The sequence below is a fragment of the Variovorax sp. RA8 genome (assembly GCF_901827175.1).
GTDB lineage: Bacteria > Pseudomonadota > Gammaproteobacteria > Burkholderiales > Burkholderiaceae_C > Variovorax.
Window position 1 is genome coordinate 3,253,068 of sequence record NZ_LR594662.1, and the last position, 24,739, is coordinate 3,277,806.

A 24,739-nucleotide genomic window follows, 5' to 3' on the forward strand; every position below is an offset into this window, starting at 1 on the left:
CAGCGCTCTGCGTCATGCAAGCCGCCAGCCCCCACGAGGACACATGCCCATGACCGCCTTCGCCTACAACGCCTGGTACCCACTCTCCTGGTCGCGGGACATCGGACGCGAGATCGTCGCGCGCCGCGTGCTCGAGCAGGATCTCGCGGTGTATCGCACGGAGGAGGGCGTCGTCGCCGCGCTCGAGGACGCCTGCCCGCACCGGCTGGCGCCGCTGTCCATCGGCCGGCTGTGCGGCGACGCGATCGAATGCGCCTACCACGGCCTCACCTTCGACGGCAGCGGCCGCTGCGTGCACGCGCCCGGCATGCCGCGGGTCCCGGAGAGCTTCCGCGTGCGCAGCTATCCCACGGCCGAGAGCATGGGCATGGTCTGGGTGTGGATGGGCGATGCCGAGAAGGCCGACCGCAGCCAGGTGTTCCGCCTGCCGCAGTACGACGACCCCGCCTACAGCGTGGTCGAGGGCGACGCGCTGCTCGTGCAGGCCAACTACCTGAGCCTGGCGGACAACCTCTGCGACCCGACCCACGTGGTCTACGTGCACCAGACCACGCTGGCGAGCGCCGGCCGCGAGGAAACGCGCGTGCAGCACGAGCGCCAGGGCAACAAGGTCGTGACCTGGCGCTGGGTGATCGACGGCCCGCTGATGCCGATCTTCGAAGGCCTCAAGGACTTCGGGGGCAATGTGGACCGCTGGCACTATTACCACTATCACGCCCCCAGTATCGCGGTGATCGACTTCGGCTCCGCCCTCACCGGCACCGGCGCGCCGGAGGGCAACCGGGACGACTGCATCCAGATGTACGCCTGCCACTTCATCACGCCCATCGACCAGCGCAGCTGCGTGCAGCACTGGCTGTGCCTGAAGAACTCGCCGGCCGACCCCACCGTCGACGAGCGCCTGCGCAGCAACCTGCGCATGGCCTTCAACGAGGACAAGCGCGTGCTGGAGGCGATCCAGCGCAACGAGGACAAGCCGCGCCAGTGGCACCGGATCAATCTCGCCCTCGACGGCTCCTCGATCAAGATGCGGCGCATCGTCGAGGAAATGGCCGCCGAATGAAGCTCTCCCCCAGGTTGGCTCACTTCGTGTAGCCGCCCACCCCCTCACCGGGGGCAGCACCAGCGGCCCGGCAAAGCCGGTTCCGCGGTGTTCCCCAGCAGGCCTGCACAGCTTCGAAGCGACTGATTGAGCCACGAGCCGCTACCTTCTTCTTTTTCTCCGTCCCCAGCCATCGCCAGAAAGGACTTCGCCATGAAACTCATGCCCTCCGTGTCCACCCGCCTGCTCGCGGCCAGCCTCTGCTTCGCAGCCGCGCACGCCGCGGCGCAAGGCACCATCAAGATCGGCGAAATCAACAGCTATAAGGCCCTCCCGCAGAACCTGGTTCCCTACAAGCAGGGCTGGATGCTGGCGCAGGAAGAGATCAATGCCGCAGGCGGCGTGAACGGCAAGAAGCTGGAGACGGTGTTCCGCGACGACAACGGCAACCCCGGCGATGCCGTGCGCATGGCGGAGGAACTGCTCGCGCGTGAGAAGGTCGACATCCTCTCCGGCGTGACGCTCTCGCATGTCGGCCTGGCGCTGACCGATTTCGCCAAGCAGAAGAAGGTCTTCTTCCTCGCATCCGGCCCCCTGAGCGACAAGGTGGTGTGGGACAACGGCAACCGCTACACCTACCGCCTGCGCTCCGGCACCTATGCGCTCTCGGCCTCGGTGATCGGCGAGGCGGTCAAGCTGAAGAAGAAGCGCTGGGCACTGGTCTACCCCAACTACGAATACGGCCAGGCGGCGGTGGCGGCCTTCAAGGAGAACATGAAGAAGGCGCAGCCCGACGTCGAGTTCGTGGCCGAGCAGTCGCCGCCGCTCGGCAAGATCGATGCCGGCGCCGTGGTGCAGGCGCTTGCCGACGCCAAGCCGGATGCGATCTTCAACGTCATGTTCGGCAGCGACCTGACCAAGCTCGCGCGCGAAGGCAAGACCCGCGGCCTGTTCGAGGGCCGCGAGGTGGTGAGCCTGCTGACCGGCGAGCCCGAATACCTCGACCCGCTGAAGGACGATGCGCCCGCCAACTGGATCGTGACCGGCTACCCCTACGCCAACATCGACACGCCCGAGCACAAGGCCTTCCTGGCTGCCTACCAGAAGAAATACAACGACTATCCGCGCCTGAACTCGGTGGTGGGCTATGCCACCGTGAAGGCGATCGCCGCGGGCCTGCAGAAGGCCGGCTCGACCGACACGGAGAAACTGGTCGCGGCCTTCAAGGGCCTGCAGTTCGATTCGCCCTTCGGGCCGGTGGTGTTCCGGCCTCAGGACAACCAGTCGACGCTCGGCATCTTCGTCGGCCGCACCGCGGTGAAGGACGGCAAGGGCGTGATGCCCTCGGGCACCTACCTCGACGGCGCGAAGCTGCAGCCCGCCGAGGAGCAGATCCGCAAGCTGCGCAATCCCTCGTGATGAGCGCGACCCTTCCGCCGATCGGCTGCAACGGCCGCGGCGCGCAGGCCTCCTCGCTCGAGCGGCCGGTGTCGCTGGCCGAGCCGCCGATCGAGGAGCAGTTCCGGCTGGTGCGCGAGAGCGGCGCCTTCGATTGCTTCGACCGCCTGCCGATGCCGGGCCAGGTCGACACCTACCTGCGCTGCATCGAGCGCTTCGGCCTGCCGGTGCACACCGCGAGCTGGTTCTATGCGCTCGGGCGCGACGAGGCGCTGCTCGCCGACAAGCTGCAGCTCGCTGCCGAGGTCGGCGCCCGCACTCACAACATCATGCTGCACTGGCACGATGCGACGGGCAGGCCCATCGGCAACGACGAGGTGGCGGACTTCTACCTGCGCGCCTACGACGAGGGCATGGCACGCGGGGTGGAGCCGGCCTTCGAGCTGCACGTCAACATGTGGAGCGAGGACCCGCGGCGCGTCGCGCCCGTGGCCGAGGCGGTGCGCCGCCGCGGCGTTCCCTTCCACTTCACGCTGGACTACAGCCATGCGATCTTCAAGATCGGCAATGCGCAGGAGCAGGCGATCTGCGGACTGACGGAAGACGTCGCTTCAGGGCGCGCGGTGCTCGACCCCTTCCAGCCCGGCAACTTCGTGGACCAATGGCTGGAGATGGGCATCGTGCGCTGGCTGCAGGTGCGCAGCGTGGCGCCGAACGGGCCGCGCAACCGCTGGTCGCTCGGCGACTCGGGCGAGGCGGTCGCGGCCGTGCCCGAGCATTCCATCTTTCCGTATGCCAAGGGCGAGCCGGGCCGCGGCATCCTCTATCCCTTCACCGAGCCGGCGCCCGGGGAATGGCACTCACCGTGGGACGCGGGCGCGCTCGCCTGCACACGCGAGGTGGTGCGCAAGGTGCTGGTCTATCACCGCACCCACGCCGACTCGCCGCTGCGCTGGATCACCACCGAGATGATCAACCTGCCCGACTACGCGCACAACGCGCGCTTCTCGCTGATCGGCCAGAACGCGGCTATCGCGCGCTTCGTGCGCGAGCAGTGGGCCGCGCTCGCCCCAGCCTGATCACTTCTTCGAGGCGGCCGGCTTGCGCCGGGGCTTGGGCGCGGCTTCCGCCGCAGCAGGTTCGTCGCCCGTCGCGAGCATGCGCAGCACCACGTCGCAGATGTGATCGCGCCAGGCGGCGCGGCGGGGCCGGCTCATCAGGTCCGCGCCGATCCAGGTGGCACAGGTGTATTGGTTCGAGAGATAGAAGAAGCCGAGCGACATGATCGTCATGAGCACGTGCTCGGACGACACGTCGCGGCGGAACACCCCGCGCGCCTGCCCGCTCTCGAGCAGGGTCGCGACCGTCTGCACCAGCGGCAGCGCGGTGCGCTCCACCACCTGCGGTGCCTGCCGGATGTGCTTGCCGCGCAGCAGGTTCTCGTTCATCAGCAGCCGCACGAGGTTCGGATGCGAGAGGTAGTGGTCCCACGAGTGCTGCACCAGCTGGCGCATGCCTTCGACCGGATCCTCCGGTGTCACGAACTCGCGCTGCGCGCCGATCATGTCCTCGTAGATCTTCGCCAGCACGGCCTGGTACAGGCGCTCCTTGTTGCCGTAGTAGTAGTACAGCATCCGGTCTACCGTACCGGCCGCGGCGCTGACGCGCTCGATGCGCGCGCCGGCGAATCCGTGCTCAGCGAATTCCTCGGCGGCAGCGTCGAGGATGCGTGTCTCCAGCAGGTCCGTCCGCTCGCGCCGCAGGCGCCGGCGCGTCGGGCCGCCGCCTCCCTCGATCGGCGCAGGCTCGTCCGCGCGTGCGGCAGGGCGGCCGGTGCGGCCGGCTGAAGAGGATCGTTCTGGCACGGTGGATTCGCTCCTTGTCTTTCGGGTCCGGGCGACGGACGGTGAACAGGCATTCTCTCGCATGCCGACCGAGGTGTGGCCCTGGTGCATGAGGTGCCGCGTCACGCGCGGCTCCCCAGTTCAATGGATTGCAGATCGGCGTGCGCGCCTCCAGAATCCGCGCGGTGCAGCGGCATCGGGCAAAGCCTGCGCGAAGGCGCGAAAAGCCTGAAGACAACGAGGTGCGAAATGAGCGGTGCAACGTCAGGAGCGATCGAGCGGATTCGCGCGCATGTTCCAGGCTTCCTCGACGCAGCCGCCCGCAGGGCAGGCGAGGGCCTGGCCTTCGTCTTCGGCAGCGCACGCATCCTGGGCGTGGCGCTGGTCAGCGCCGGGATGATCATGCTGCTGCTGCGGTCCATGCTCTACGTCCGCACGGGGTGGGGCGTGGAGGACTATCTCGGCTGGGCCGACGACGGCCCCGCAGGCCCCGCGGCAGCGCTGCTGGAACTGTGGCGCCGCTGCCAGCTCCTCTGGCTCGCCAGGCTCTACATGGCGCTCGACAGCATCGCCTTCGTGCCGATCTATGCGGCCTTCTTCCTCAAGACCGGCTGGGTGCTGGCGCAAGCGCTGGACGACGACACCGGCCGGCCGACACCGGCAGGGCGGCGCTGGTTCGCCTTGTTCTGGGTGCCGGTGCTGATGCTGGTGGCGGTCGACCTGCTGGAGAACCTGGCCGGGCTGCAGCGCACCGGCGGCTACGGCGCGGTGATCGGGGCGATCGCGCTCGTCCTCGGCATCGCGGGCGTGTGGGGCCTGGCCGCGCTCGGGGTCTGGAAGATCCCTGCGCACCGGGGCGCGCTGGCGCTCGGGCTGCTGCTGCTCGCAGCGCTGCTGGCGGGGATGTTCTTCGGAACCGACGCCTGCGCGGCCGTCGACGGCGCGAGCTGGCGCGGGCGGCTCGGCTGCGCGGCGCACCGCTCGAAGTCGTGGCTGATCGTCGCTGTCTTCAGCCTGCTGGCCGCCGCCGGAATCTGCTGGCTCTTCGGCGCCGTGCTCTCGACACATGCCGATGTGGCCGGGAACCCGGAACGCGCCCGGCGCCGGGCCGACCTGCGCGCCGCCATCTTCGACTGCCTGGTGCGCAGCCGCTATGTACTGGCCGCGCTTGCGCTGTTCGCCGCGCTCACCGTCGTCATGGACCAGTCGCGCGACATCATCGCCTCCACGGCCTCCTTCGTGCCCCGCTTCTTCACGATGATCCATGTCGACTGGGGCGGCGCGCCGGCGCCGGCGCCGGGCGTGGCGATCGACTGGGTCGGCGTGCTGTGGCTGCTCGCCGGATCGCTCACGGTCTTCGGCCTTTCCATCCTCGGGCTGGCGCTGCTGGTGTTCGCCTGCTGGCTGTGGACGCGCAGCGTCTGCCATCTGCGCTCGGCGGGCCGTCGCCCCGTCGCCGCGGGCTTCGAGCCCGCCCGCGACGGCAATCGGCACGAGGACATCTTCGCCCGCGACTGGGCCCGCGTCCTGGCCCTGGTGCCGGTGCTGCTGGTGGTGCTGCTGTGCGCCAACGTGCTGGAGGACCTCGCCAAGGCCCAGACCGGCGCGGGCGCGCATTCGGCCGGAGGTTTCGGCTGGCTCGCCTGCCTGTTGCCCAGCGTGGGCGTGGTGGCCTTCGCCGTGCTGGCCGTGTTCGCCGGCGGCGGCTTCATCTGGCGGCGCGGCGATCGCGCCTCGACCGCCGGCTACTACGACTGCATCGACTGGGCCGACTGGAGCACCCGCGCCGGCCTGATGGACGCCAAGCCGCACGCGGGCCCGGCAGCGGCATCGGGGGATGCCCGCCCCACGGACCTCAAGTACAACTTCCTCGGAAAGGTCACGCCCTACCTGCTGCCGATGGTGGCGCTCGGGCTGGTCTTCCTCTGCCGCCTCATCGACGTGCTGCCGGGCCGCACCGGCGACTACTTTCCCTCGATGGCCTTCCCGGTCATCCTGCTGTCGCTCACCTTCTGGCTCTGCTTCTTCGGCTGGCTCTCGCTGCTCGAGGTCTATGACGCCGTGCCGTGGGTGCTGGTGCTGGTCGCCTGGATCGGGGTGCTCGGACTGGCGGGCCTCACCGACAACCACCTCGTCTGGCCGGGCCCGCTGGAGGGCGAGCCCAGTACCTGGGGCGGCATCCGCATGTGGGCCTGCAGCGCCGTGCTCGGCGGCGTCATCGTGGTGGCCTACCGCTGGGCCATGGAGCGGGTGCGGCATCCCGGCACCGTCGCTTCGCTGAAGGTCTACTGGCCGCTGGTCCTCGTCGTGCCCGCGCTGACCATTGCCATCATGGTTGTCGGCAACTATTTCGCGACAGCGCGCCGGCCGCAGGCGCCTGCAGTCCCGGCGCAGGCCGCCGCTCCCGCGGTGCCGCTCGAGACGGCCCTGGCCGGCTGGCTTCGCACGATCTGCCATGCCCCCGACGACAACAGCCCGTGTGCCCCGCAACTGGCGCCTCGCCCGGGCCGGGGTGGGTACGACGTGTACTTCGTCTCGAGCGAAGGGGGCGGCATTCGTGCCGCCATGTGGACCGCCTTCGCCCTGCACGAGCTCGAGGCCGAGGACCCGGGCTTCGCCCAGCGCACCTTCGCGGTCTCGGGCGTGTCCGGCGGCGCCATCGGCGCTGCGGTCTACCGCGCCTGCAGCGAAGGTGCGCAGGGCGCGGCCCGCACCGCCCGCGAGGCCCGCGACGCCCGCGAGACTTGCATCCGGCGCTTCGCGCAGACCGATCTGCTGTCGCCGCTCCTGTCCTCCTGGATGTTCGAGGACCTGCTGGGCCGCCTCGTGCCCAGCGGGCTGTGCCGCACGCCGGGCTGCGGCTTCATGTCGCGCGGCGCCTGGTTCGAACAGACGATGGAAGTGGGCGCGCCGCGACTGCGCCGCGGCATGCGCGAGCTGCGCCACGCCGACACCACCGGCCCGAACGCCGGAAAGCATGTCCCCTACCTGCTGCTGAATGCCACCTGGGTGGAGACCGGCGAGCGCGCCATCGCGAGCGAGCTGGTCGTGTCGCAGACGGACTTTCCGGGCAGCAAGGACCAGTTGGGCCTGGTGGGCGCGGACATGCCGCTGGGCGCCGCCGCGCACAATGCGGCGCGCTTTCCCTACGTGAATGCGATCGGCGGCCTGAAGACGCCGGCCGATCTTTGCGACCGCCGCGGCGTGGCGGTGCCCGGCAAGCATTCCCCGGACGCGGACACCAGGATCTGCGGGCATCTGGCCGACGGCGGGTACTTCGACAACGGCGGCGCGCAATCGACCACCGACCTCGTGCGCGCCTTCGTTGCCTGCCTCGCCGCGCGCGAAGCCAAGGACGCGGCGACCGGATGCGGAAGCCTGCCGGAAGGCCAGCGCACCTGGCTGCGCGAGAACCTGGTGCCGCGCGTGCTGATGATCCGCAACGAGTCCGACCCCGGTGCCGCGGTCGCGGACCGCTGCGGCGAGATCGCCCAGCCCGCAGCGGCGGATGTCTTTCCCGTCGTCGACAACGCCTGCACTGCGCCCATCGGCAAGCGATACCAACCCGCGCGGCCCCTGTGCGCGCAGGGCAAGGTCCCGTACCTGGACCTGATCGGGCCGTTGCTGGCCGTCATCAACACCAGCGGCGTGGGCGCCGCCGGGCGCCTGGCCGAGGCCCGCGAGGCCGATGCGATCGTGCAGGCGCGCATCGCGATGCGCGGCAAGGCCGCGGCCGCGACGACCGAGCCCGTGACCGCAATCGACCTTTTGCCCAAGGGCGTGCATTTCCCGCTCGGCTGGCACCTGTCGCACTCCGGCGTGGACAACATGAGCGAGCAGGCCGCGAACTGCCGGATCCTTCCGGCCGCGGACAAGTCTTGACGGCGCGGCCGGCCATCACTGGATCCTGACGATCTCGGCCTGCGGTCGCGCCTGCGGCTCGATGCTCGTGCTGCGCATCAGCTTCTCGCCGTCGCGGAAGAAGTACCAGCAGCCGTCGTCGGGGCTGCGCGCATCGGTGAGCCGACCCGGCACCGTCGGGTTGAACTTTGCGCAGAGAGCGCCATCGTCCTTCAGCTCCCAGCGGCCTGAGCCTCTGATTGCGGCGCTGGTGGTGCCCTGGCTGTTGTAGTAGACGGTGCCGCCGCTGCGCAGGTCCAAGTGAACCAGACCGCCCGCCAATGGGTCCTTGAGCGTGTGGGTCTTGCCGACCAGGAGCTGCTGCAACTCGTTGCGGTCGAGGATCTTGCGCGATGAAGAGGACGGTTGCGAGGGGAGGGGCGACGGTGAGGGAGTCGGGGTCAAGGCCGCGACGGGCGGCTGCGGCGGTGGGGATGGCTGCCGCGGCGCGGCCTGCACTGCCGGGGGCTGCGCCACCGATGGCGGCGCGGGCGAGGGCGGCGCTGCTGCGACTTCGGTATCGCGCTCGCGCCGTGCCTGCGAGAACAAGGTGTCGATGTCCTTCGGCCTGTTGTCGCGGCCGGCCGGCACTGCCGGCAGAGCCGTGGCCGGTGCGGCGGGCGGCGCAGATGCGGCAGCCGGGTTCTCCGCCGCCGGCCGCCGCGCCGCCGGGTTGAAGGTGAAGTTCGACGTCAGCGAGGTGTTCACCCACGGGAGCTGGCGCTGGCGCGTCTCGCTCAGCACGCGCACGCGCACGTTCTTGAACATCTGCTCGACCTCCAGGCCGGGGACCATCATCTCCTCGGCGAGGTTGCGGCTGTAGATGCTGTTGCGGCCGGCCGGCCCGTCCTCGGCCGGCGCGCCGGGCGCCGAGGCGAAGGCGATCAGCGAGCCGCGCGCCCCCATCTCCGCCAGCCCGCCGGCCGATCGAACGTTGCGCGTCTTCGTCGCGAAGGGGTTGTCGCGACAGGCATCGAGGATCACGATGCGCGGGTGGGAGCCCACCTTGTCGATCTTGCTGAGGAACAGCTCCTCGATGTCGACCGACTCGTCCTTCACCTCCTCCTGGTCGCGCAGGTTGATGTCCACCGGCAGCAGGTAGTTGCGCCCGTCGATCTGCACGCCGTGGCCCGCGTAGTAGAGCACCGCGGTGGCATCGTCCTGCTGCACCTGTCGCGCGAACTCGCGCAGTGCCCGCCTGAACTGCAGCACGCCGACGTTGAGCTGCAGGTTCACGTCGAAGCCCAGCTTGCGCAGGTTGCCCGCGATCAGGCGCGCGTCGTTCACGGGGTTGTCGAGCGGGACCTTGGGGTACTGGCTGTTGCCGACCACCAGCGCGATGCGCTTTTCAGCGGGGCGGTCCTGCGCGTGAGATGGCACTGGGAGCTGCAGGGTCCAGGCGAGCGTGAGCGACAGCGCCCAGCCGAGCCGGCGTACGAGCGTCGTCGTCGAGCCGTCACTGTGGCCTGCGCACGGGGGCTTCATGGCGCGGACTATCCACCTGCGTGCTTGGGATCGCAATCCATATTTCCCAGGCGAGCCGGAGTCCGCGCTTTTCGCTACCCTAGCGCGATGAACGCACTCGCCCCGCAGCGCTCCGCCGTCGGCATCCCCATTGGCCCGCCGCCCCCCGCGCCCGACCTGCCAGTACCGCCTTCGCCGCCCCCGGCACCCTCACCCCCGCCCGAGGGCGACCCGCCGCCTGCCGATCCGCCCATGACCGAACCCGGCACGCCGCCGCCGGTGGCCGATCCACCGCCCGGCGCCTCGGCGCTGGGCCGCCTGCACGCGCGGCGCCTGCGCGAGATGTACCGCTCGGCCGGCTGGCCCTGCTGCGACGAGATCGAGGTCGAGCTGCTCGCGGCTGGCCTGCTGGAGCGCGTGCGCTGGCCGCAGGTCCACGAGACGCTGCGCGTGAGCGACGCCGGCATCGCCCACATCGCAGGCAGCCTGGTCGTCAACCGGGCGGCACGCTCGCGGCACGAGGCCCTGGTCGAGCAGGTGGCGCGCGAGATGACGCGCGCCGGCCGGGTCGCGTGGCGCGGGCTGAGCCTGCGCGCGCGGCTGCCGGCCGTGAACGAGGGCGACAAGCCGCGCTGGTGCATCGCGCGGCCCGACGTGTTCTCGATCCGCAATACCAGCGTCGAGGCCTACGCCCAGCCGATCGTCCACGAGGTGAAGGTCAGCCGCGCCGACCTGCTCGGCGATCTGCGCAAGCGCGACAAGCGCGCCGCCTACCTGGATGTGGGCGGGGAGTGCTGGTACGTGCTGGGCTGCGATGCCAAGGGCCGGCCGATCGCGGAGCCCGAGGAGATCCCGGCCGAATGCGGCGTGCTGCTCGCGCTCGGCGAGCGGCTGGTGGTGGCGCGCGCGGCGGTGCACCGCGCGCAGCCGCGGCTGCCCTTCAGCGTCTGGATGGCCCTGGCCAAGGCGCAGCCGGTGCCCGGCTTCGACGACGAATCGCAGGAGCTGCTGGCGGGCATCGACGGCTGAGCGTGCTCAGGAGCCGCGCCGGACCGGCACCGCCCGGCCGAGCGGGGCTGACCCGTCGTCTTTCCCGCTCTCGTCGTTGTCGTCGCTGTCCGCCTCTTGCGCGTCTTGATCATCCGCATCTTCGGCCAGTTCTTCGGTCGAAGCCGCCGTGGGATCGTCGACCGCGTCGGTCACCTCGCCGACATCCAAAGGCACGGTCCCGATGCGGTCGGGCAGGATGTCGGCGTTCTCCATGGGTGCGGCGGGATCGGCCGAGGCCCGCTCGCCGGTGCCCTCGGCATCGGTATCCGTGCCGTGGGAGATGGGCAGCGCGCCCTCGGCGCCCTCGTCGGGCATGGCGCTGCGGTTGCGGTCGGTCTGCACGTCGCTGCCGCTGTCGCTGCTGTCGCTCGGGCCGAGTGAATCCACATCAGTGCCGCGGTGGCGCGACGGCGCATGCTCGCCGCCCAGGATGCTGCTTTTGGCCATGAGGGTCCTCCTTCGGGTCGATGGCATGACTCGACTGTGCGCGGCGGCTCGTGGGCCCGTGTGGGCAGCGGCCGACGCCGCATGTCGGCCGGGGTGCAGGCGTGAAGGCGGGTGGACTCAGCCCACCAGCCGCGGCAGCGCCTGCACGAGCAGCAGGCCCGCCATGCCCTGCACGGTGGCGCAGTGCCAAATGGGCAAAGTGTTGTCGAGCGTCGAGCGCGCCTGCGGCTGCAGGCGGCCGGCGAGGGAGCGGACCAGCAGGTAGCCGCCCATCATCATCAGCACCGCGACATGCAGCCCCTGGTAGGCGAGCAGCATCGCGACGGTTGCGCTCCAGGCCTCGGCCTGTGGGTTCAAGCCGGCCTGCGTCTGCGCGAACAAGTCGATGCCGAAGGCGCCGGCCACGCACAGCATGGCCAGCGCCACCTGCAGTCGCAGCATCCGCTGGCCGCGCGGGTCGGCATCGCGCAGCCGCCGCGGCGCCGTCGCCATCAGCAGCGAACCGATGGCGAGCAGCGCGGCCGATGCCCACGGCCAGCGCAGCGCCGGCAAGGCGGCGCCGGGCGGCGGGCAGGTGTCGGCCGCCATGGCGACATGCACATGCGCATACACGAAGGACGCGAAAACCGTCATGTCGACCGCCACCAGGATGAGCGACGCCCACCATGAATGCGAGTCGGCGACCCGGCTGCTGCCTACGGGCAACTGCACGCCGTGCGCGGCTTCGACGCACGGACGCGGCGGGGGGCGGTCCGTGGCCCAGAGCCAGCGCAGCACCGCCACGATGGCAACCAAGCCGAAGGCGAAGGCTGCGACCACCAGCTCGACGGTCAGCAGCAGGAAGAAGCCCGCCGTCCCGATGGCCGCCAGCAGCGGCCACCAGCCGTCGGTGGGCAGGCGCAGCAGGTGCAGCGGGCGCGCGTCGACGATGCTGGTGACCAGCGTCTCGCGGCCGCCGAGGGCGGTGCCAGGCAGCCAGTGCCGCCCCTCCTCGACCTCCCGCGGGAGCGACGGCTGCTCCCACAAGGGCTCGCGCGACACCAGCTGCGGAATGCTGCGGACGCCGTACTCGCGCAACGGCAGCCATTCGAGCGTGCCGGCCCGCCACGGATTGCCGTGGTCCTTCTCCGGCCGTCGCAGCGTGCGCGCGGCATCGACGACGAACAGCAGCACGCCCGTGGCCAGCACGAAGGCGCCGACCGTGGACAACAGGTTGAGCGCGTTCCAGCCCAGATCGCCCGGGTAGCTGTGGACACGCCGCGGCATGCCCAGCAGGCCCGCGATGTGCATCGGGAAGAAGGCCAGGTTGAAACCGCCGAACATCAGCCCGAAGACCCAGCGGCCCCAGCGCTCCGAGAGGCAATGGCCGTTGAACACCGGCGCCCAGTAGTAGAAGCCCGCGAACAGCGGGAACACCATGCCGCCGATCAGCACGTAGTGCAGATGGGCGACGATGAAGGAGCTGTCGTGCGCCTGCCAATCGAAGGGCAGCACCGCCACCATCACGCCGGTGAGGCCGCCCAGCACGAAGATGAAATGAAAGCCCAGCAGGAACAGCGTGGGCGCGTTGGGCCGCACCTCGCCGCGCCAGAACGTCGCGATCCAGGCGAACACCTGTACGCCGCTGGGGAGCGCGACCAGGAAGCTCGCGGCCGAAGTCACCGTCATCGCCAGGTCGCCCACGCCCGCGGCGAACATGTGGTGGATCCAGAGCGCGAAGCTCACGAGCCCGACGCCGGCGAGTGCGGCCACGATCGCCCGGTGGGCCACCAGCGGGGTGCCCGCGAGCGCCGGGATCATCATCGAGACCATGCCCGCGGCGGGCAGGAAGATGATGTAGACCTCCGGATGCCCGAAGAACCAGAACAGGTGCTGCCACAGCAAGGGATCGCCGCCGCGCCCGGCGATGAAGAAGGGCCAGTCGAAGGCGCGCTCTATCTCCAGCAGCGTGGTCGCGGCGATCACCGCAGGAAAGGCGAAGACGATCATCAGCGCCGTCACCAGCATGGCCCAGGCGAAGATCGGCATGCGCATCAGCGTCATGCCTGGCGCGCGCGTGAACAGGATGCCGACGATGAGCTCGATGGCGCCCGCGATGGCCGAGATCTCGATGAAGCCGATGCCCAGCAGCCACCAGTCAGCGCCGCGCCCGGGCGAGAACTCCTTGCCGGTGAGTGGCGGGTACATGAACCAGCCGCCATCGGGCGCCTCGCCGAAGAACAGGGTGCAGAAGAAGACCAGTCCGCCGATCGCATAGGCCCAGAAGGCATAGGCCGACAGCCACGGAAAGGGCAGGTCGCGCGCGCCCAGCATGCCCGGCAGCAGGTAGACCGCCACCGCCTCGACGATCGGCACGGCGAACAGGAACATCATCACCGTGCCGTGCATGGTGAAGAGCTGGTTGTAGGTCCGCACATCGACCAACGCGTTGTCGGGCACTGCAAGCTGCGCGCGCATCACCAGCGCGAGCACACCGGCCAGCACGAAGAAAAGCATCGCGGTCGCGATGTAGTACACGCCGATGCGCGTGTTGTTGACGGCCGAGAGCGCCCGCCAGCCCTGCGGCGCCTGCCAGGCGCGCTCGAGCGCCTGGCGCTCGCCCGCGGGCCGGGGCAGGGCGGATGGCAGCTCGCTCATTTCAGCTGCGCCAGCCAGGCGGAAATGGCCTGCAGGCTGGTCTCGTCGATGCGCTCGTGCGACGAAGGCATGCGTGCGCCGGGCTTCAGTTGCTGCGTGTGCGCCACCCAGCGCGCCAGGCCCTCGGCGTCGTTCGGCATGAGGCCGGCGCCCAGGTACAGGCGGCTGCCCACGTGGGTGAGGTCCGGGCCCAGGCGGCTTTCCTCGCTCACGCCGCGCACGGTATGGCAGGCATTGCAGCGGTGCGCGAGGAAGGCATCCCGTCCGCGCTCGAGCGCGGGCGTGGCCGGCGGCGCGGCCGGCCGTGCCTGCGCCGCGAGCCAGGCATCGAAGACCGCGGGCGGCTCGGCCACCACCTGCAGCGCCATGCGCGTATGTTGGTCGCCGCAATACTCTGCACAGGCGCCGCGCCAGGTTCCGGGGCGATCGGCCTGCAGCTGCAGGTGCTGCATGCGGCCCGGCACCATGTCCATCTTGCCGCCGAGCGCCGGCACCCAGAAGCTGTGGATCACGTCGGCGCTGGCGAGCGCAAAGTACACCGGCCGGCCGACCGGAATGCGCAGCTCGTTCGCGCCCGCGACCTCCCGGCCCGTGGCCGGGTCGCGGTAGCGCAGCTCCCACCACCACATGTGGCCGGTGACGGCCACGATCAGCGCATCCCTGGGCGGCGCCACGCGCCAGGGCGGCTTGTGCCATTCGCTGTAGACGAAAAGGGCGGCGAGCACGGCGCCCGGGAAGGCCAGGCCGCCGCCGAGCACCCACCAGCGCGCATTCACCCGTCCGCGGCGGCGGCGGACCGCGAGCGCGAGCAGCGCCATCACGCCGACGAAGATCAGCGCCGCGCCCGCGACGAGCACGCCGGTCACGCCGAGCAGCGTCTCGGCCACAGGGCCGGCCACGTGCAGGGCGGACTGTGCGCGGTCGCTGCTCATTCGAGCGCCAGCAGATAGGCCGCCATGTCGCGTGCCTGATCGGCCGGGACGCCCATGGCCGGCATGAGGGTGTCGGGCACCAGCGCCTTCGGCTGGACGATCCACCGCGCCAGCGTGTCGGGGCGGTTCGGCACCTCCCCGGCGATGTAGCTGCGATGGCCGAAGCCCGCGAGCGCAGGTCCGACGCCGCCGCGGGCCGCCGGCACCTCAGGTATGGCGTGACAGCTGCCGCATTGGTATTGGGCCAGCAGCGCCTGTCCGCGGAGCACCTGCGCGCGTGGGGCATCGGCGTAGGGCAGCCGGCTTTCGCCGACGCAGCCGGTTGCGAGCGCCAGCGGGACCAGCGCCAGCAGCAGCGCGGTCCGTGGGCCGGGGCGGTCCAGCGGGAGGGCCATGGCCGGGATTGTGCGGGCGCGAATGCGCGCTGCGCCGACAGGGGGGCGCTGTTGCGCGTCGGACAATGCCGCCAGAACATGGGAATCCTCAAGACCGTTCTACTGACGTCGGCGGTGCTCGGCCTTGCCGCCGCGGCCGGCGCGGCGGCCGTGGTGTATGGCGGCCTCTACAACGTGGCGGCGACTTCCCAGCACACCCAGCCGGTGCATACGCTGCTCGAGATCGCGATGCGCCAATCGGTCCGGCTGCGTGCCCGCGCCATCGAGGTGCCGCGGCTCGACGACCCGCAACTGGTGCTGCGCGGCGCGGCCTGCTTCCGCGACAAGTGCCAGCAATGCCACGGCGGGCCGGGGGTGGCGCAAGGCGACATCGGCAAGAGCATGCAGCCGCTGCCCGGCCCGCTCGTGGACGCACGCCACCACTGGAAGGCGCGAGAGCTCTACTGGGTAACGAAGCACGGCATCAAGATGAGCGGCATGCCGGCGTGGGAATACCGCCTGGCGGAGCAGGACCTGTGGGCGGTGGTCGCCTTTCTCGAGCGGATGCCCGACCTGACGGCGCGGGAGTATGCCGAACAGACGGGGAGGCAGGCCACCTGCGGCCCGGGCGAAGCGACGGTGGCCGGCACGCCAGGCGACGCGCGGCGCGGCGCGCGGGCGCTGCACCAGTACGCGTGCAATGCCTGCCACAGCATCCCCGGCATCACCGGGTCTTCGGTCCATGTCGGCCCGCCACTCGATGGCATCGCCCGCCGCACGATGATCGGCGGCCGCCTCGCCAACACGCCCGACAACATGGTGCGCTGGCTGCGCCGCACGCACGAGGTCGATCCACGCACCGCGATGCCGGAGATGGGCCTGACCGAGCAGGACGCGCGCGACATCGCCGCCTATCTGTCGACGCTCGATTGAATTCGCGGCTTGCCGGCCGGGCGGCCGTCGAGCGCGATCAGGTCGTGTAGTCGCCGCTGGCTTCGGGCTGGAACAGGATCTCGGCCACTTGCGCGCGGCCCTCGGCGCCGCCGGGCAAGGTCCAGTTCGCCGTGGCGCCCAGGCGCAGGCCGATCAGGCTGATGCCCACGGGCGACAGCACCGAGACGAAGCCCGATGCAGGCTCCGCGTCCTGCGGATAGCACAGCGTCAGCTTGCGGCGCTCGCCCGTGTGGGCGTCCACCAGCGTCAGCTGCGAATACATGGTCACGATGTCGGCCGGAACCTCGCGCGAGCGGATCACATCGGTGGAGTCGAGCAGCGCCTCGAGCACCGGATGGTGCGGGGAGTTGTCGAGCAGCTTGGACAGGCGGGCGTGATCGAGTTCGGTGAGCACGCGCTCGCCGAGAAGAAGCGTGGTGGACATGAAGCACTCCAAATGGCGGCGCGCCGTGCAAGGCAAAGACGCTCGCGAATGCGCGGGGCGGGTGCCCGGCGATCGATGGTTTGCGCTACAGAAGAGAGAAGGGGGATCGCCGGGCGGGGGAGGGTGCGGCCGGCACGCGCTGCTGGCCGGACGGCATGGCGGCCTCGACGCGGGCCACCCGCGCCCGAAGCACGGGCGCGCGCATGGGCGTGGCAGCGTCGAGGTGGGTGCGGGCGAGGGCCGGGAAGCGCATCGCGCCATTCTAGGCCGGGTGCCAGCGGGTCGCCGCGCCGGCACGCACCAACCCGGACATTCGTGCGCCATTGCCGCGCACGGGCTCGTTGCGCAGCGAACGATCGATCCAGTTCCGTGCGGAAAAGGGGGCAACCCCCCCTTCAAGAACGGCTACGGGCGTTGGCACGGTTGTTGCTCGATTTCCTTCACTGTTCCGCCGGCACCGTTGTCGCGGAAATCGCAGTGCCTCCGCTAATGACGGCGGGAGCCGAGCGAATCGACAGCAATGACGCTGCCGGTCCATCTGTTCCAACCCGTTTTCGCATCTGTTCGATGCGGTGGCCTGCTTTCGACTGCCTGTGTCACGGCGCGTGTCGAATGCCTGCTCTCCTATCCGAGCGGACGCGTGCAGGAATCTCAAATGAAAATCGCACTGATCGGCCACGGCATGGTGGGCCACAAGTTTCTGGAGCAACTCGACGAGCTCGGCCTGGCGGATGCGCAGGTCACGGTGCTTTGCGAGGAGCCTCGCCCGGCCTATGACCGGGTGCACCTGTCCGAGTTCTTCTCCGGCAAGACGGCGGATGACCTGTCGCTGGTCGAGCCGGGCTTCTTCGAGCGCACCGGCTTCACGCTGCGCCTGGCCGCCCGGGCGGTCGCCATCGAGCGCCGCAACAACACGGTGACCACGGCCGACGGCGAGGTGGTGCCCTACGACAAGCTGGTGCTGGCCACCGGCTCGGCCCCCTTCGTGCCCTCGGTGCCCGGGCGCGACCGGCCGCATTGCTTCGTCTATCGCACCATCGAAGACCTGGAGGCCATGAAAGCCAGCGGTGCCCGCTCGAAAAGCGGCGTGGTCGTGGGTGGCGGCCTGCTCGGCCTGGAATGTGCCAAGGCCCTGCGCGACATGGGCCTGGAGACGCACGTGGTGGAGTTCGCGCCGCGCCTGATGGCGCTGCAGGTCGACGAAGGCGGCGGGCGCGCACTGCGCAACAGCATCGAGGCGTTGGGCCTGCATGTGCACACCGGCCGCAACACGGTGGAGATCGTCGACGGCGCGACCGCGCGGCATCGGATGGTGTTCGCCGACGGCACCTACCTGGAGACCGACATGATCGTGTTCTCCGCCGGCATCCGGCCGCGCGACGAGCTGGCGCGCCAGTCGTTGCTGGCGATCGGCCCGCGCGGCGGCATCGCGATCGACAGCCACTGCCGCACCAGCGACCGCGACGTCTACGCGATCGGCGAGTGCGCCTCGTGGAACGAGCAGACCTTCGGCCTGGTCGCACCGGGCTACGAGATGGCCCGCGTCGCCGCGAAGCAGCTCGCCGGGCAGGACGACGCCGCCTTCACCGGCGCGGACATGAGCACCAAGCTCAAGCTGATGGGTGTCGACGTGGCCAGCATCGGCGACGCGCACGGCAAGACGCCGAAGTCGCGCGCCTGCCAGTACATCGACGAGCGCAAGCAGGTCTACAAGAAGATCGTGGTGAGCGAAGACGGCAAGCAGTTGCTGGGTGCGGTGCTGGTCGGCGATGCATCCGAATACGGCACGCTGCTGCAGATGGCGCTCAACGGCATCGCGCTGCCGCCCGAGCCGGAGTTCCTGATCCTGCCGTCGAGCGACGGCAAGGCCAAGCCGGGCCTGGGGGTCGACGCGCTGCCCGACAGCGCGCAGATCTGCTCCTGCAACAACGTGACCAAGGGCCAGATCTGCGCCGCCGTCGGCGACGGCGCCTGCACCGTCGCCGAGATGAAGGCCTGTACCAAGGCCGGCGCCACCTGTGGCGGCTGCTCCACGCTGGTCGGCCAGGTGATGAAGGTCGAGATGGCCAGGCGCGGCATGGCGGTGAACAACCACCTCTGCGAGCACTTCCCCTATTCGCGGCAGGAGCTCTACCACCTGATCCGCGTCGACGAGATCAAGAGCTTCGACGACCTGCTCGCCCGGCACGGCAAGGGCCTGGGCTGCGACATCTGCAAGCCGACCGCCGCGAGCATCTTCGCCTCCTGCTGGAACGAGTTCGTGCTGAAGAAGAACCTGGCGAGCCTGCAGGACAGCAACGACTACTTCCTCGGCAACATCCAGAAGGACGGCAGCTACTCGGTCGTCCCGCGCATGCCGGGCGGCGAGGTCACCCCCGAAGGCCTGATCGCGGTGGGCCAGGTCGCAAAGAAGTACGGCCTCTACACCAAGATCACCGGCGGCCAGCGGGTGGACCTGTTCGGCGCCCGGGTCGAGCAGTTGCCGCTGATCTGGGAAGAACTGATCGCCGCCGGCTTCGAATCGGGGCATGCGTACGGCAAGTCGCTGCGCACGGTGAAAAGCTGCGTCGGCTCGACCTGGTGCCGCTATGGCGTGGACGACAGCGTCGGCCTCGCGGTCGAGCTGGAGAACCGCTACAAGGGCCTGCGCGCGCCGCACAAGATCAAGTTCGGCGTTTCCGGCTGCACCCGCGAATGTGCCGAGGCCCAGGGCAAGGACGTCGGCATCATCGCCACCGACAAGGGCTGGAACCTCTACGTCTGCGGCAATGGCGGCATGAAGCCGCGCCATGCCGAGCTGATCGCCGTAGACCTCGGCAAGGCCGAACTGATCCGGCTGATCGACCGCTTCCTGATGTTCTACGTACGCACGGCCGATCGCCTGCAGCGCACCAGCACCTGGCGCGAAAACCTGGAGGGCGGGCTCGACTACCTCAAGAACGTGCTGATCGACGACAGCCTCGGCCTGGCCGCCGAACTGGAAGCGCAGATGCAGCACGTGGTCGACACCTACCAGTGCGAATGGAAGACCGCGGTGAACGACCCGGCCACGCGCCAGCGCTTCCGCTCCTTCGTCAACAGCGAGAAGCCCGACGAGCACATCGTCTTCGTGAACGAACGCGGCCAGATCCGGCCGGCCCGGACCGAGGAACGCACCGACGCCGCCACGGCCTGAATCCTTCGAGGAAATTCCCCATGACCACCGACACCCTTCACTGGACCGCAGTCTGCGCGGCCACCGACATCCTGCCCGACACCGGCGTCTGCGCGCTGGTCGAAGGCGTCCACGTCGCGATCTTCCACGTCGCGAAGGCGCAGCAGTTCTTCGCCATCGACAACGTCGACCCGAAGGCGCAGGCCAGCGTGCTGTCGCGCGGCCTGGTCGGGAGCGTGGGCGACCGCGTCGTGGTCGCTTCACCGCTCTACAAGAACCACTTCGACCTGCGCAGCGGCGAGTGCCTCGAAGCGCCGGAGCACTCGGTGCGGGCGCATGCGGTGCGTGTCGAGGACGGCCGCGTGCACGTCGCGCTGGGCTGACCCGGCATCCCCTTCTCCTTGCCTTCTCTTTTCAGGAATCCCATGGCCTACCTCGCACCCAACGAATTCGTCACCAAGATGGTCGACGCCGGCGAATCCAAGCTCCTGATGTCGACCCGCGACACGCTCATCCGCTCCTACATGGCCGGTGCCATCCTGGCACTCGCCGCGGCTTTCGCGGTGAGCGTGACCGTCAACACGGGCAATGCGCTGGTCGGCGCGATGCTGTTTCCGGTCGGCTTCATCATGCTGTACCTGATGGGATTCGACCTCCTGACCGGCGTGTTCACGCTGGTCCCGCTCGCCGTGTTCGACAAGCGGCCCGGCGCCACCTGGAGCGGCGTGATGCGCAATTGGAGCCTGGTGTTCGTCGGCAACTTCGCGGGTGCCCTCACGGTGGCGGTGTTCATGGCCATCATCTTCACTTTCGGCTTCAGCGAAGCGCCCAATGCGATCGGCCAGCGGCTCGGCACCATCGGCGAGGGGCGCACCGTCGGCTATTCGGCGCACGGCGCCGCCGGCATGCTGACGCTGTTCATTCGCGGTGTGATGTGCAACTGGATGGTGTCCACCGGTGTCGTCGCGGCGATGATGTCCACCACCGTTTCCGGCAAGGCCATCGGCATGTGGATGCCGATCATGGTGTTCTTCTACATGGGCTTCGAGCATTCGATCGTCAACATGTTCCTCTTCCCCACCGGCCTGATGCTGGGCGGCAAGTTCACGCTGATGGACTACCTGATCTGGAACGAGCTTCCCACGGTGATCGGCAATCTCGTGGGCGGTTTGACCTTCGTCGGCGCCACGCTCTACTCGACGCACTACAAGACAGCAGCAAAGCGCGTGCTGAGCTGATCGGTCTGGCGTGGGCCACACCATGCGCGTGACGCTCGGCCAGCATTCGCTGGCCAAGCCCGAGTCGGTCAACCAGGATTTCCACGGCGCCATGCTCCCCACGGGGGCGCTGCAGTTCTCGAAGGGCATCGCGGTGGCGATCGCCGACGGCATCGGGTCCAGCCGGGTCAGCCAGGTGGCCAGCGCCGCGGCCGTCCGCGGGTTCCTCGAGGACTACTATGCCACCTCGGAGGCCTGGTCGGTGCGCCGCGCGGCCCAGCGGGTGCTGGACGCCACCAACTCCTGGCTGCATGCGCAGACGATGCGCAGCGACGCGCGCTTCGACAAGGACAGCGGCTATGTCTGCACCTTCAGTGCGCTGATCCTCAAGGGACGCGAACTGCACCTGCTGCATGTCGGCGATGCGCGCGTCTATCGCCTGCATCCGCAGGCACTGGAGCAACTCACGGAAGACCATCGCGTCCACCTGTCGTCGGCCCAGTCGTACCTGGGACGCGCTCTCGGCGCCGGGCCCCATGTGGAGATCGACTACCGCTGCTGGGACGCCGAGGCCGGCGAGATCTACATGCTGGCGACCGATGGCGCCTACGCCCACCTCGATGCGCAGCAGGTGCACGATGCGCTCGGCCGATGCGGCGACGACTTCGACGAGACCGCGCGATTGCTCGCGTCGGCGGCGCGCGCGAGGGGGAGCGACGACGACTGCACGGTCCAGCTCCTGCGCATCGACGAGCTGCCGCCGGCCGATGCATCTCGACTGCTGCTGCAGCGCGAAAGCCTGGCGATCCCGCAACCGCTCGCCCCGCGCGCCCGCTTCGAGGGCTTCGTCGTGGTGCGCGAACTGCACATCAGCGCGCGCAGCCATGTGTACCTGGCGGTCGATGAGGCCACCGGTCGGCAGGTGGTCCTGAAGCTTCCTTCGATCGACCTGCGCGAGGACACGGAATACCTCGACGGCTTCGTCCTCGAGGAATGGGTGGCGCGGCGCATCAACAGTCCACATGTGCTCAAGGCCAGTCCGATCGACCGGACGCGCACGCACCTGTACGTGGCGATGGAATACGTCGACGGCCAGACGCTGGCGCAGTGGATGGTCGACCATCCGCATCCCACGCTCGACCAGGTGCGGGGCATCGTCGAGCAGTTGGCCAAGGGGCTCCAAGCGCTCCATGGGCGGGAGATGCTGCACCAGGACATGCGTCCGGAGAACGTCATGATCGACCGCACCGGCACGGTCAGGATCATCGACCTCGCGTCGACCCACGTCGCGGGGCTGGCCGACAGCGCAGCGAAGCGCCGTGCGCACGCGATCGCCGGCACCTTGCAATACACGGCGCCCGAATACTTCATCGGGGAGGGCGGCAGCACTCGCTCGGACCTGTTTTCGCTGGCGGCGATGGCCTACCAGATGCTCACCGGGCGGTTGCCTTACGGATTGCAGGTCACGCGAGCGCGGTCGTCGCGGGACGTGGCCCGGCTTCGCTATGCGCCGCTGCGCCAGTATCGGCCGGAGTTGCCGGCCTGGGTCGATGCCGTCCTGCAGAAGGCGCTGCATCCGCAGCCGGCGAAAAGACAGGAAGCGGTGTCCTTGTTCGCGCACGACCTCAAGGCGCCGGGGCCCGAGTTCCTTCGGCAGCGGACGCCGCCGATCATCGAGCGGCATCCGGTACGTTTCTGGCAGTGGACGACGATGCTGCTGGGCATCGTGGTCATCGTGCTGCTGGGGCTGCGCATCCTGGGGCGCTGAAGAGGGTGGGCGCGGCGGAGGGGAGCCGTGGAGCGGGTGAAGGGAATCGAACCCTCGTATGAAGCTTGGGAAGCTGCCGTTCTACCATTGAACTACACCCGCAGCAGACGCGGATTCTAGCGCGCGTCGCATCGAAGCGGACAAGTTCAAACGACGCCCTGCGCCAGCATCGCGTCCGCCACCTTGACGAAGCCCGCGATGTTCGCGCCATCCACGTAGTTGACGGTCCCGTCGGCCTGGGAGCCATGCTGCACGCAGGTCTGGTGGATGCCCACCATGATGTCGTGCAGGCGGCGGTCAACCTCCTCGCGCGGCCACGACATGCGCATCGCGTTCTGGCTCATCTCCAACCCCGACGTCGCCACGCCGCCGGCATTGCTGGCCTTGCCCGGTGCGTAGAGCACGCCGGCATCCTGCAGCCGCTTGATCGCGTCCATCGTCGTCGGCATGTTGGCACCTTCGGCGACGCACTTGACGCCATTCGCCACCAGCATGGCCGCATCGTCGGCGCCCAGTTCGTTCTGCGTGGCGCAGGGCAGGGCGACATCGACCGGCACGACCCACGGCTTCGTGCCGGCCCTGAAGTTGGTCTTGGTGCGCTCTGCGTAGTCGCTCACCCGGCCGTAGAGGTGGTTCTTGACCTCCATCAGCTCGGCGAGCTTTGCGGGAGTGAAGCCGTCCTCGTCGATCACGGTGCCGCTGGAGTCGGACACGGTCACCACCTTCGCGCCCATTGCCATGGCCTTCTGCACTGCGTATTGCGCGACGTTGCCCGATCCCGAGACGCTGACGCGCAGCCCTTCGAAACTGCGGCCGGCGCGCTTGAGCATCTCCTCGGCGAAGTACACCGTGCCGTAGCCCGTGGCCTCCGGGCGGATGAGCGAGCCGCCGAAGCTCAGGCCCTTGCCGGTGAACACGCAGTCGGCGCGGTTGCTGAGCTTCTTCATCATGCCGGCCATGAAGCCGACCTCGCGGCCGCCCACGCCGATGTCGCCGGCCGGCACGTCGGTGTCGCTGCCCACATGGCGGAACAGTTCAGTCACCAGCGCCTGGCAGAAGCGCATGACCTCGCCCGGGCTCTTGCCCTTGGGATCGAAGTCCGAGCCGCCCTTGCCACCGCCCATGGGCAGCGTGGTCAGCGCGTTCTTCAGCGTCTGCTCGAACGCGAGGAACTTGAGGATCGACAGGTTCACCGACGGATGGAAACGCATGCCGCCCTTGTAGGGGCCCACCGCCGAGCTGTGCTGGATGCGGTAGCCCCGGTTGACCTGCACGTCGCCGTGATCGTTGGTCCACGCGATGCGGAACATCACGATGCGCTCGGGTTCGATCAGCCGTTCGAGCAATCCATGCTCCGCATACTTGGGGTGGGCCGCAATGAAGGGCCAGAGGCTCTCCATGACTTCCGCCACCGCCTGCAGGAACTCCGGCTGTCCTGGGTTGCGGCTGGCGACATGGTCGAGGAAGTCATGTACCGAGGTGTGTCTCATCTGCTAGCTGCTCCTTGCGAATTCGAGTCAAACGCATATTGTGCGTTGCTCGCTCGCCCAGGTGTCTCGGGGCACAACATCCGCTCATGCTGCCTGCGGTCGTCCGCGAACTCGCCCGTGAACGGCAGCAACGCGCTGATCCGCCTACGGAAACTTCACCACCGGCCCTTGCGCCTTCTGCCCCGGCGGTACATACGCCGGCGCCGGCGAGCCGCCGGGCCCCAGCGAGCGGGTGAATGCATAGATGGCCTTCAGCTCGGCATCGCTCATCGCGCGCACGTTGAACCAGGGCATGGGCGGCCTCGGCTCCATGTGGCGCGCGTGGTGCAGCCATTGCCGCTCGCTCATGTTGGCCATCATGAGGCGCAGGTTGGTCGCATAGGTCGTGCCCCACGGGCCCGCCCAGCCCAGGCCGTCACCCGTCAGCCAGAGCTTCTCGTCGACCTGCCCGTTCTTCTGCGCGTAGCCGGGCGTGTGGCAGTCGTTGCACCCGGCGATGCGGACCAGGTGGCGGCCGCGTTGCAGCTGGCTGCCGCCCGGTTCGGGCGGCCCGGCCAGGGCAGGGGTGGAGGCGAGGGCGGTCAAGGCTGCAGCGGCGAGTATCCGGGACGGGGTCATGGGGCACTCCTTCCGTGGGTGTGGAG

At 69.4% G+C, this 24,739-nt stretch carries 19 protein-coding genes and 1 tRNA gene; 10 read left to right on the plus strand and 10 right to left on the minus strand.

Features of this window, described 5'->3' with window-relative positions; all coding sequences use genetic code 11:
• The first annotated feature begins 43 nt into the window (after nt 1-43).
• The 3 genes from E5P3_RS15230 (at nt 44) to E5P3_RS15240 (ending at nt 3,519) form a co-directional block, all read left to right on the plus strand.
• Nucleotides 44-1,063: an aromatic ring-hydroxylating dioxygenase subunit alpha gene (locus tag E5P3_RS15230; protein ID WP_232073147.1), complete on the plus strand. Its 1,020-nt coding sequence runs from the start codon at nt 44-46 to the stop codon at nt 1,061-1,063.
• Nucleotides 1,064-1,255: 192 nt separating this feature from the next.
• A complete protein-coding gene (locus tag E5P3_RS15235) occupies nt 1,256-2,461 on the plus strand; it encodes an ABC transporter substrate-binding protein (RefSeq protein WP_162586735.1) in 1,206 nt (401 codons plus the stop codon).
• On the plus strand, nt 2,461-3,519 hold the full coding sequence (locus E5P3_RS15240; protein ID WP_162586736.1) for a xylose isomerase: 1,059 nt from the start codon (nt 2,461-2,463) through the stop codon (nt 3,517-3,519). The genes E5P3_RS15235 and E5P3_RS15240 overlap by 1 nt, the downstream gene beginning before the upstream one ends.
• Here the strand turns inward: E5P3_RS15240 and E5P3_RS15245 are convergent, their stop codons facing one another.
• A complete protein-coding gene (locus E5P3_RS15245; RefSeq protein WP_162586737.1) occupies nt 3,520-4,305 on the minus strand; it encodes a TetR/AcrR family transcriptional regulator in 786 nt (261 codons plus the stop codon).
• 228 nt (nt 4,306-4,533) lie between these two features.
• On the opposite strand from E5P3_RS15245, the gene E5P3_RS15250 reads away from it, so the two are divergent.
• Nucleotides 4,534-8,166 carry a hypothetical protein gene (locus E5P3_RS15250; protein WP_162586738.1) on the plus strand — a complete coding sequence of 1,211 codons (3,633 nt, stop codon included), beginning with the start codon at nt 4,534-4,536 and terminating at the stop codon, nt 8,164-8,166.
• Nucleotides 8,167-8,181: 15 nt separating this feature from the next.
• On the opposite strand, the gene E5P3_RS15255 is transcribed toward E5P3_RS15250, so the two are convergent.
• Nucleotides 8,182-9,669, minus strand: coding sequence for a caspase family protein (locus E5P3_RS15255; RefSeq protein ID WP_162586739.1), 1,488 nt, complete (start codon nt 9,667-9,669; stop codon nt 8,182-8,184).
• 87 nt (nt 9,670-9,756) lie between these two features.
• Here E5P3_RS15255 and E5P3_RS15260 point away from each other — a divergent pair, with 87 nt between their 5' ends.
• A complete protein-coding gene (locus E5P3_RS15260) occupies nt 9,757-10,677 on the plus strand; it encodes a hypothetical protein (protein WP_162586740.1) in 921 nt (306 codons plus the stop codon).
• 6 nt (nt 10,678-10,683) lie between these two features.
• Here the strand turns inward: E5P3_RS15260 and E5P3_RS15265 are convergent, their stop codons facing one another.
• The 4 genes from E5P3_RS15265 to E5P3_RS15280 all read right to left on the minus strand — a co-directional run bounded on the left by E5P3_RS15265 (nt 10,684) and on the right by E5P3_RS15280 (nt 15,109).
• Nucleotides 10,684-11,145 carry a hypothetical protein gene (locus E5P3_RS15265; RefSeq protein ID WP_162586741.1) on the minus strand — a complete coding sequence of 154 codons (462 nt, stop codon included), beginning with the start codon at nt 11,143-11,145 and terminating at the stop codon, nt 10,684-10,686.
• Nucleotides 11,146-11,262: 117 nt separating this feature from the next.
• Nucleotides 11,263-13,782 (minus strand): cbb3-type cytochrome c oxidase subunit I, encoded by a 2,520-nt coding sequence (locus tag E5P3_RS15270; protein ID WP_162586742.1) that lies wholly within the window; start codon nt 13,780-13,782, stop codon nt 11,263-11,265.
• Nucleotides 13,779-14,714, minus strand: coding sequence for a cytochrome c oxidase subunit II (locus tag E5P3_RS15275; protein ID WP_162586743.1), 936 nt, complete (start codon nt 14,712-14,714; stop codon nt 13,779-13,781). The genes E5P3_RS15270 and E5P3_RS15275 overlap by 4 nt, the downstream gene beginning before the upstream one ends.
• Nucleotides 14,711-15,109, minus strand: a complete 399-nt coding sequence (locus E5P3_RS15280; RefSeq protein WP_162586744.1) for a c-type cytochrome — start codon at nt 15,107-15,109, stop codon at nt 14,711-14,713. Before E5P3_RS15280 ends, E5P3_RS15275 begins: the two co-directional genes overlap by 4 nt.
• A 78-nt stretch (nt 15,110-15,187) precedes the next feature.
• Here E5P3_RS15280 and E5P3_RS15285 point away from each other — a divergent pair, with 78 nt between their 5' ends.
• Complete coding sequence (locus E5P3_RS15285) at nt 15,188-16,021, plus strand: c-type cytochrome (RefSeq protein WP_162586745.1); 834 nt, start codon at nt 15,188-15,190, stop codon at nt 16,019-16,021.
• A 37-nt stretch (nt 16,022-16,058) separates the two neighbouring features.
• On the opposite strand, the gene E5P3_RS15290 is transcribed toward E5P3_RS15285, so the two are convergent.
• Nucleotides 16,059-16,466, minus strand: coding sequence for a GreA/GreB family elongation factor (locus E5P3_RS15290; RefSeq protein WP_162586746.1), 408 nt, complete (start codon nt 16,464-16,466; stop codon nt 16,059-16,061).
• 655 nt (nt 16,467-17,121) lie between these two features.
• On the opposite strand from E5P3_RS15290, the gene nirB reads away from it, so the two are divergent.
• The 4 genes from nirB to E5P3_RS15310 are packed head-to-tail and all read left to right on the plus strand — an operon-like array spanning nt 17,122 to nt 22,605.
• On the plus strand, nt 17,122-19,641 hold the full coding sequence (nirB, locus tag E5P3_RS15295) for a nitrite reductase large subunit NirB (RefSeq protein WP_162586747.1): 2,520 nt from the start codon (nt 17,122-17,124) through the stop codon (nt 19,639-19,641).
• A 20-nt stretch (nt 19,642-19,661) separates the two neighbouring features.
• Nucleotides 19,662-20,003, plus strand: a complete 342-nt coding sequence (nirD, locus tag E5P3_RS15300) for a nitrite reductase small subunit NirD (RefSeq protein WP_162586748.1) — start codon at nt 19,662-19,664, stop codon at nt 20,001-20,003.
• Between the two features lie 42 nt (nt 20,004-20,045).
• The gene (locus E5P3_RS15305; protein ID WP_162586749.1) at nt 20,046-20,858 is read left to right on the plus strand and encodes a formate/nitrite transporter family protein; all 813 of its coding nucleotides are present in this window, start codon (nt 20,046-20,048) and stop codon (nt 20,856-20,858) included.
• 22 nt (nt 20,859-20,880) lie between these two features.
• Entirely contained in the window at nt 20,881-22,605 is a 1,725-nt protein-coding gene (locus tag E5P3_RS15310; RefSeq protein WP_162589698.1) for a bifunctional protein-serine/threonine kinase/phosphatase, read from the plus strand.
• A 28-nt stretch (nt 22,606-22,633) separates the two neighbouring features.
• On the opposite strand, the gene E5P3_RS15315 is transcribed toward E5P3_RS15310, so the two are convergent.
• The 3 genes from E5P3_RS15315 to E5P3_RS15325 all read right to left on the minus strand — a co-directional run bounded on the left by E5P3_RS15315 (nt 22,634) and on the right by E5P3_RS15325 (nt 24,713).
• Nucleotides 22,634-22,707, minus strand: a tRNA-Gly gene (locus tag E5P3_RS15315).
• Between the two features lie 44 nt (nt 22,708-22,751).
• Nucleotides 22,752-24,095 (minus strand): NADP-specific glutamate dehydrogenase, encoded by a 1,344-nt coding sequence (gene gdhA / locus E5P3_RS15320; protein ID WP_162586750.1) that lies wholly within the window; start codon nt 24,093-24,095, stop codon nt 22,752-22,754.
• A 144-nt stretch (nt 24,096-24,239) separates the two neighbouring features.
• Entirely contained in the window at nt 24,240-24,713 is a 474-nt protein-coding gene (locus E5P3_RS15325; RefSeq protein WP_162586751.1) for a c-type cytochrome, read from the minus strand.
• Nucleotides 24,714-24,739 lie beyond the last annotated feature (26 nt).

Excerpts from the sequence above, each read along its gene's own strand:
- E5P3_RS15310 (WP_162589698.1), top strand. The coding sequence starts at position 20,881 with ATGCGCGTGACGCTCGGCCAGCATTCGCTGGCCAAGCCCGAGTCGGTC.
- nirD (WP_162586748.1), top strand. The coding sequence starts at position 19,662 with ATGACCACCGACACCCTTCACTGGACCGCAGTCTGCGCGGCCACCGAC.
- E5P3_RS15230 (WP_232073147.1), top strand. The coding sequence starts at position 44 with ATGCCCATGACCGCCTTCGCCTACAACGCCTGGTACCCACTCTCCTGG.
- E5P3_RS15250 (WP_162586738.1), top strand. The coding sequence starts at position 4,534 with ATGAGCGGTGCAACGTCAGGAGCGATCGAGCGGATTCGCGCGCATGTT.
- E5P3_RS15265 (WP_162586741.1), bottom strand. The coding sequence starts at position 11,145 with ATGGCCAAAAGCAGCATCCTGGGCGGCGAGCATGCGCCGTCGCGCCAC.
- gdhA (WP_162586750.1), bottom strand. The coding sequence starts at position 24,095 with ATGAGACACACCTCGGTACATGACTTCCTCGACCATGTCGCCAGCCGC.
- E5P3_RS15285 (WP_162586745.1), top strand. The coding sequence starts at position 15,188 with ATGGGAATCCTCAAGACCGTTCTACTGACGTCGGCGGTGCTCGGCCTT.
- E5P3_RS15240 (WP_162586736.1), top strand. The coding sequence starts at position 2,461 with ATGAGCGCGACCCTTCCGCCGATCGGCTGCAACGGCCGCGGCGCGCAG.
- nirB (WP_162586747.1), top strand. The coding sequence starts at position 17,122 with ATGAAAATCGCACTGATCGGCCACGGCATGGTGGGCCACAAGTTTCTG.
- E5P3_RS15290 (WP_162586746.1), bottom strand. The coding sequence starts at position 16,466 with ATGTCCACCACGCTTCTTCTCGGCGAGCGCGTGCTCACCGAACTCGAT.
- E5P3_RS15235 (WP_162586735.1), top strand. The coding sequence starts at position 1,256 with ATGAAACTCATGCCCTCCGTGTCCACCCGCCTGCTCGCGGCCAGCCTC.
- E5P3_RS15270 (WP_162586742.1), bottom strand. The coding sequence starts at position 13,782 with ATGAGCGAGCTGCCATCCGCCCTGCCCCGGCCCGCGGGCGAGCGCCAG.
- E5P3_RS15325 (WP_162586751.1), bottom strand. The coding sequence starts at position 24,713 with ATGACCCCGTCCCGGATACTCGCCGCTGCAGCCTTGACCGCCCTCGCC.
- E5P3_RS15275 (WP_162586743.1), bottom strand. The coding sequence starts at position 14,714 with ATGAGCAGCGACCGCGCACAGTCCGCCCTGCACGTGGCCGGCCCTGTG.
- E5P3_RS15260 (WP_162586740.1), top strand. The coding sequence starts at position 9,757 with ATGAACGCACTCGCCCCGCAGCGCTCCGCCGTCGGCATCCCCATTGGC.
- E5P3_RS15305 (WP_162586749.1), top strand. The coding sequence starts at position 20,046 with ATGGCCTACCTCGCACCCAACGAATTCGTCACCAAGATGGTCGACGCC.
- E5P3_RS15255 (WP_162586739.1), bottom strand. The coding sequence starts at position 9,669 with ATGAAGCCCCCGTGCGCAGGCCACAGTGACGGCTCGACGACGACGCTC.
- E5P3_RS15280 (WP_162586744.1), bottom strand. The coding sequence starts at position 15,109 with ATGGCCCTCCCGCTGGACCGCCCCGGCCCACGGACCGCGCTGCTGCTG.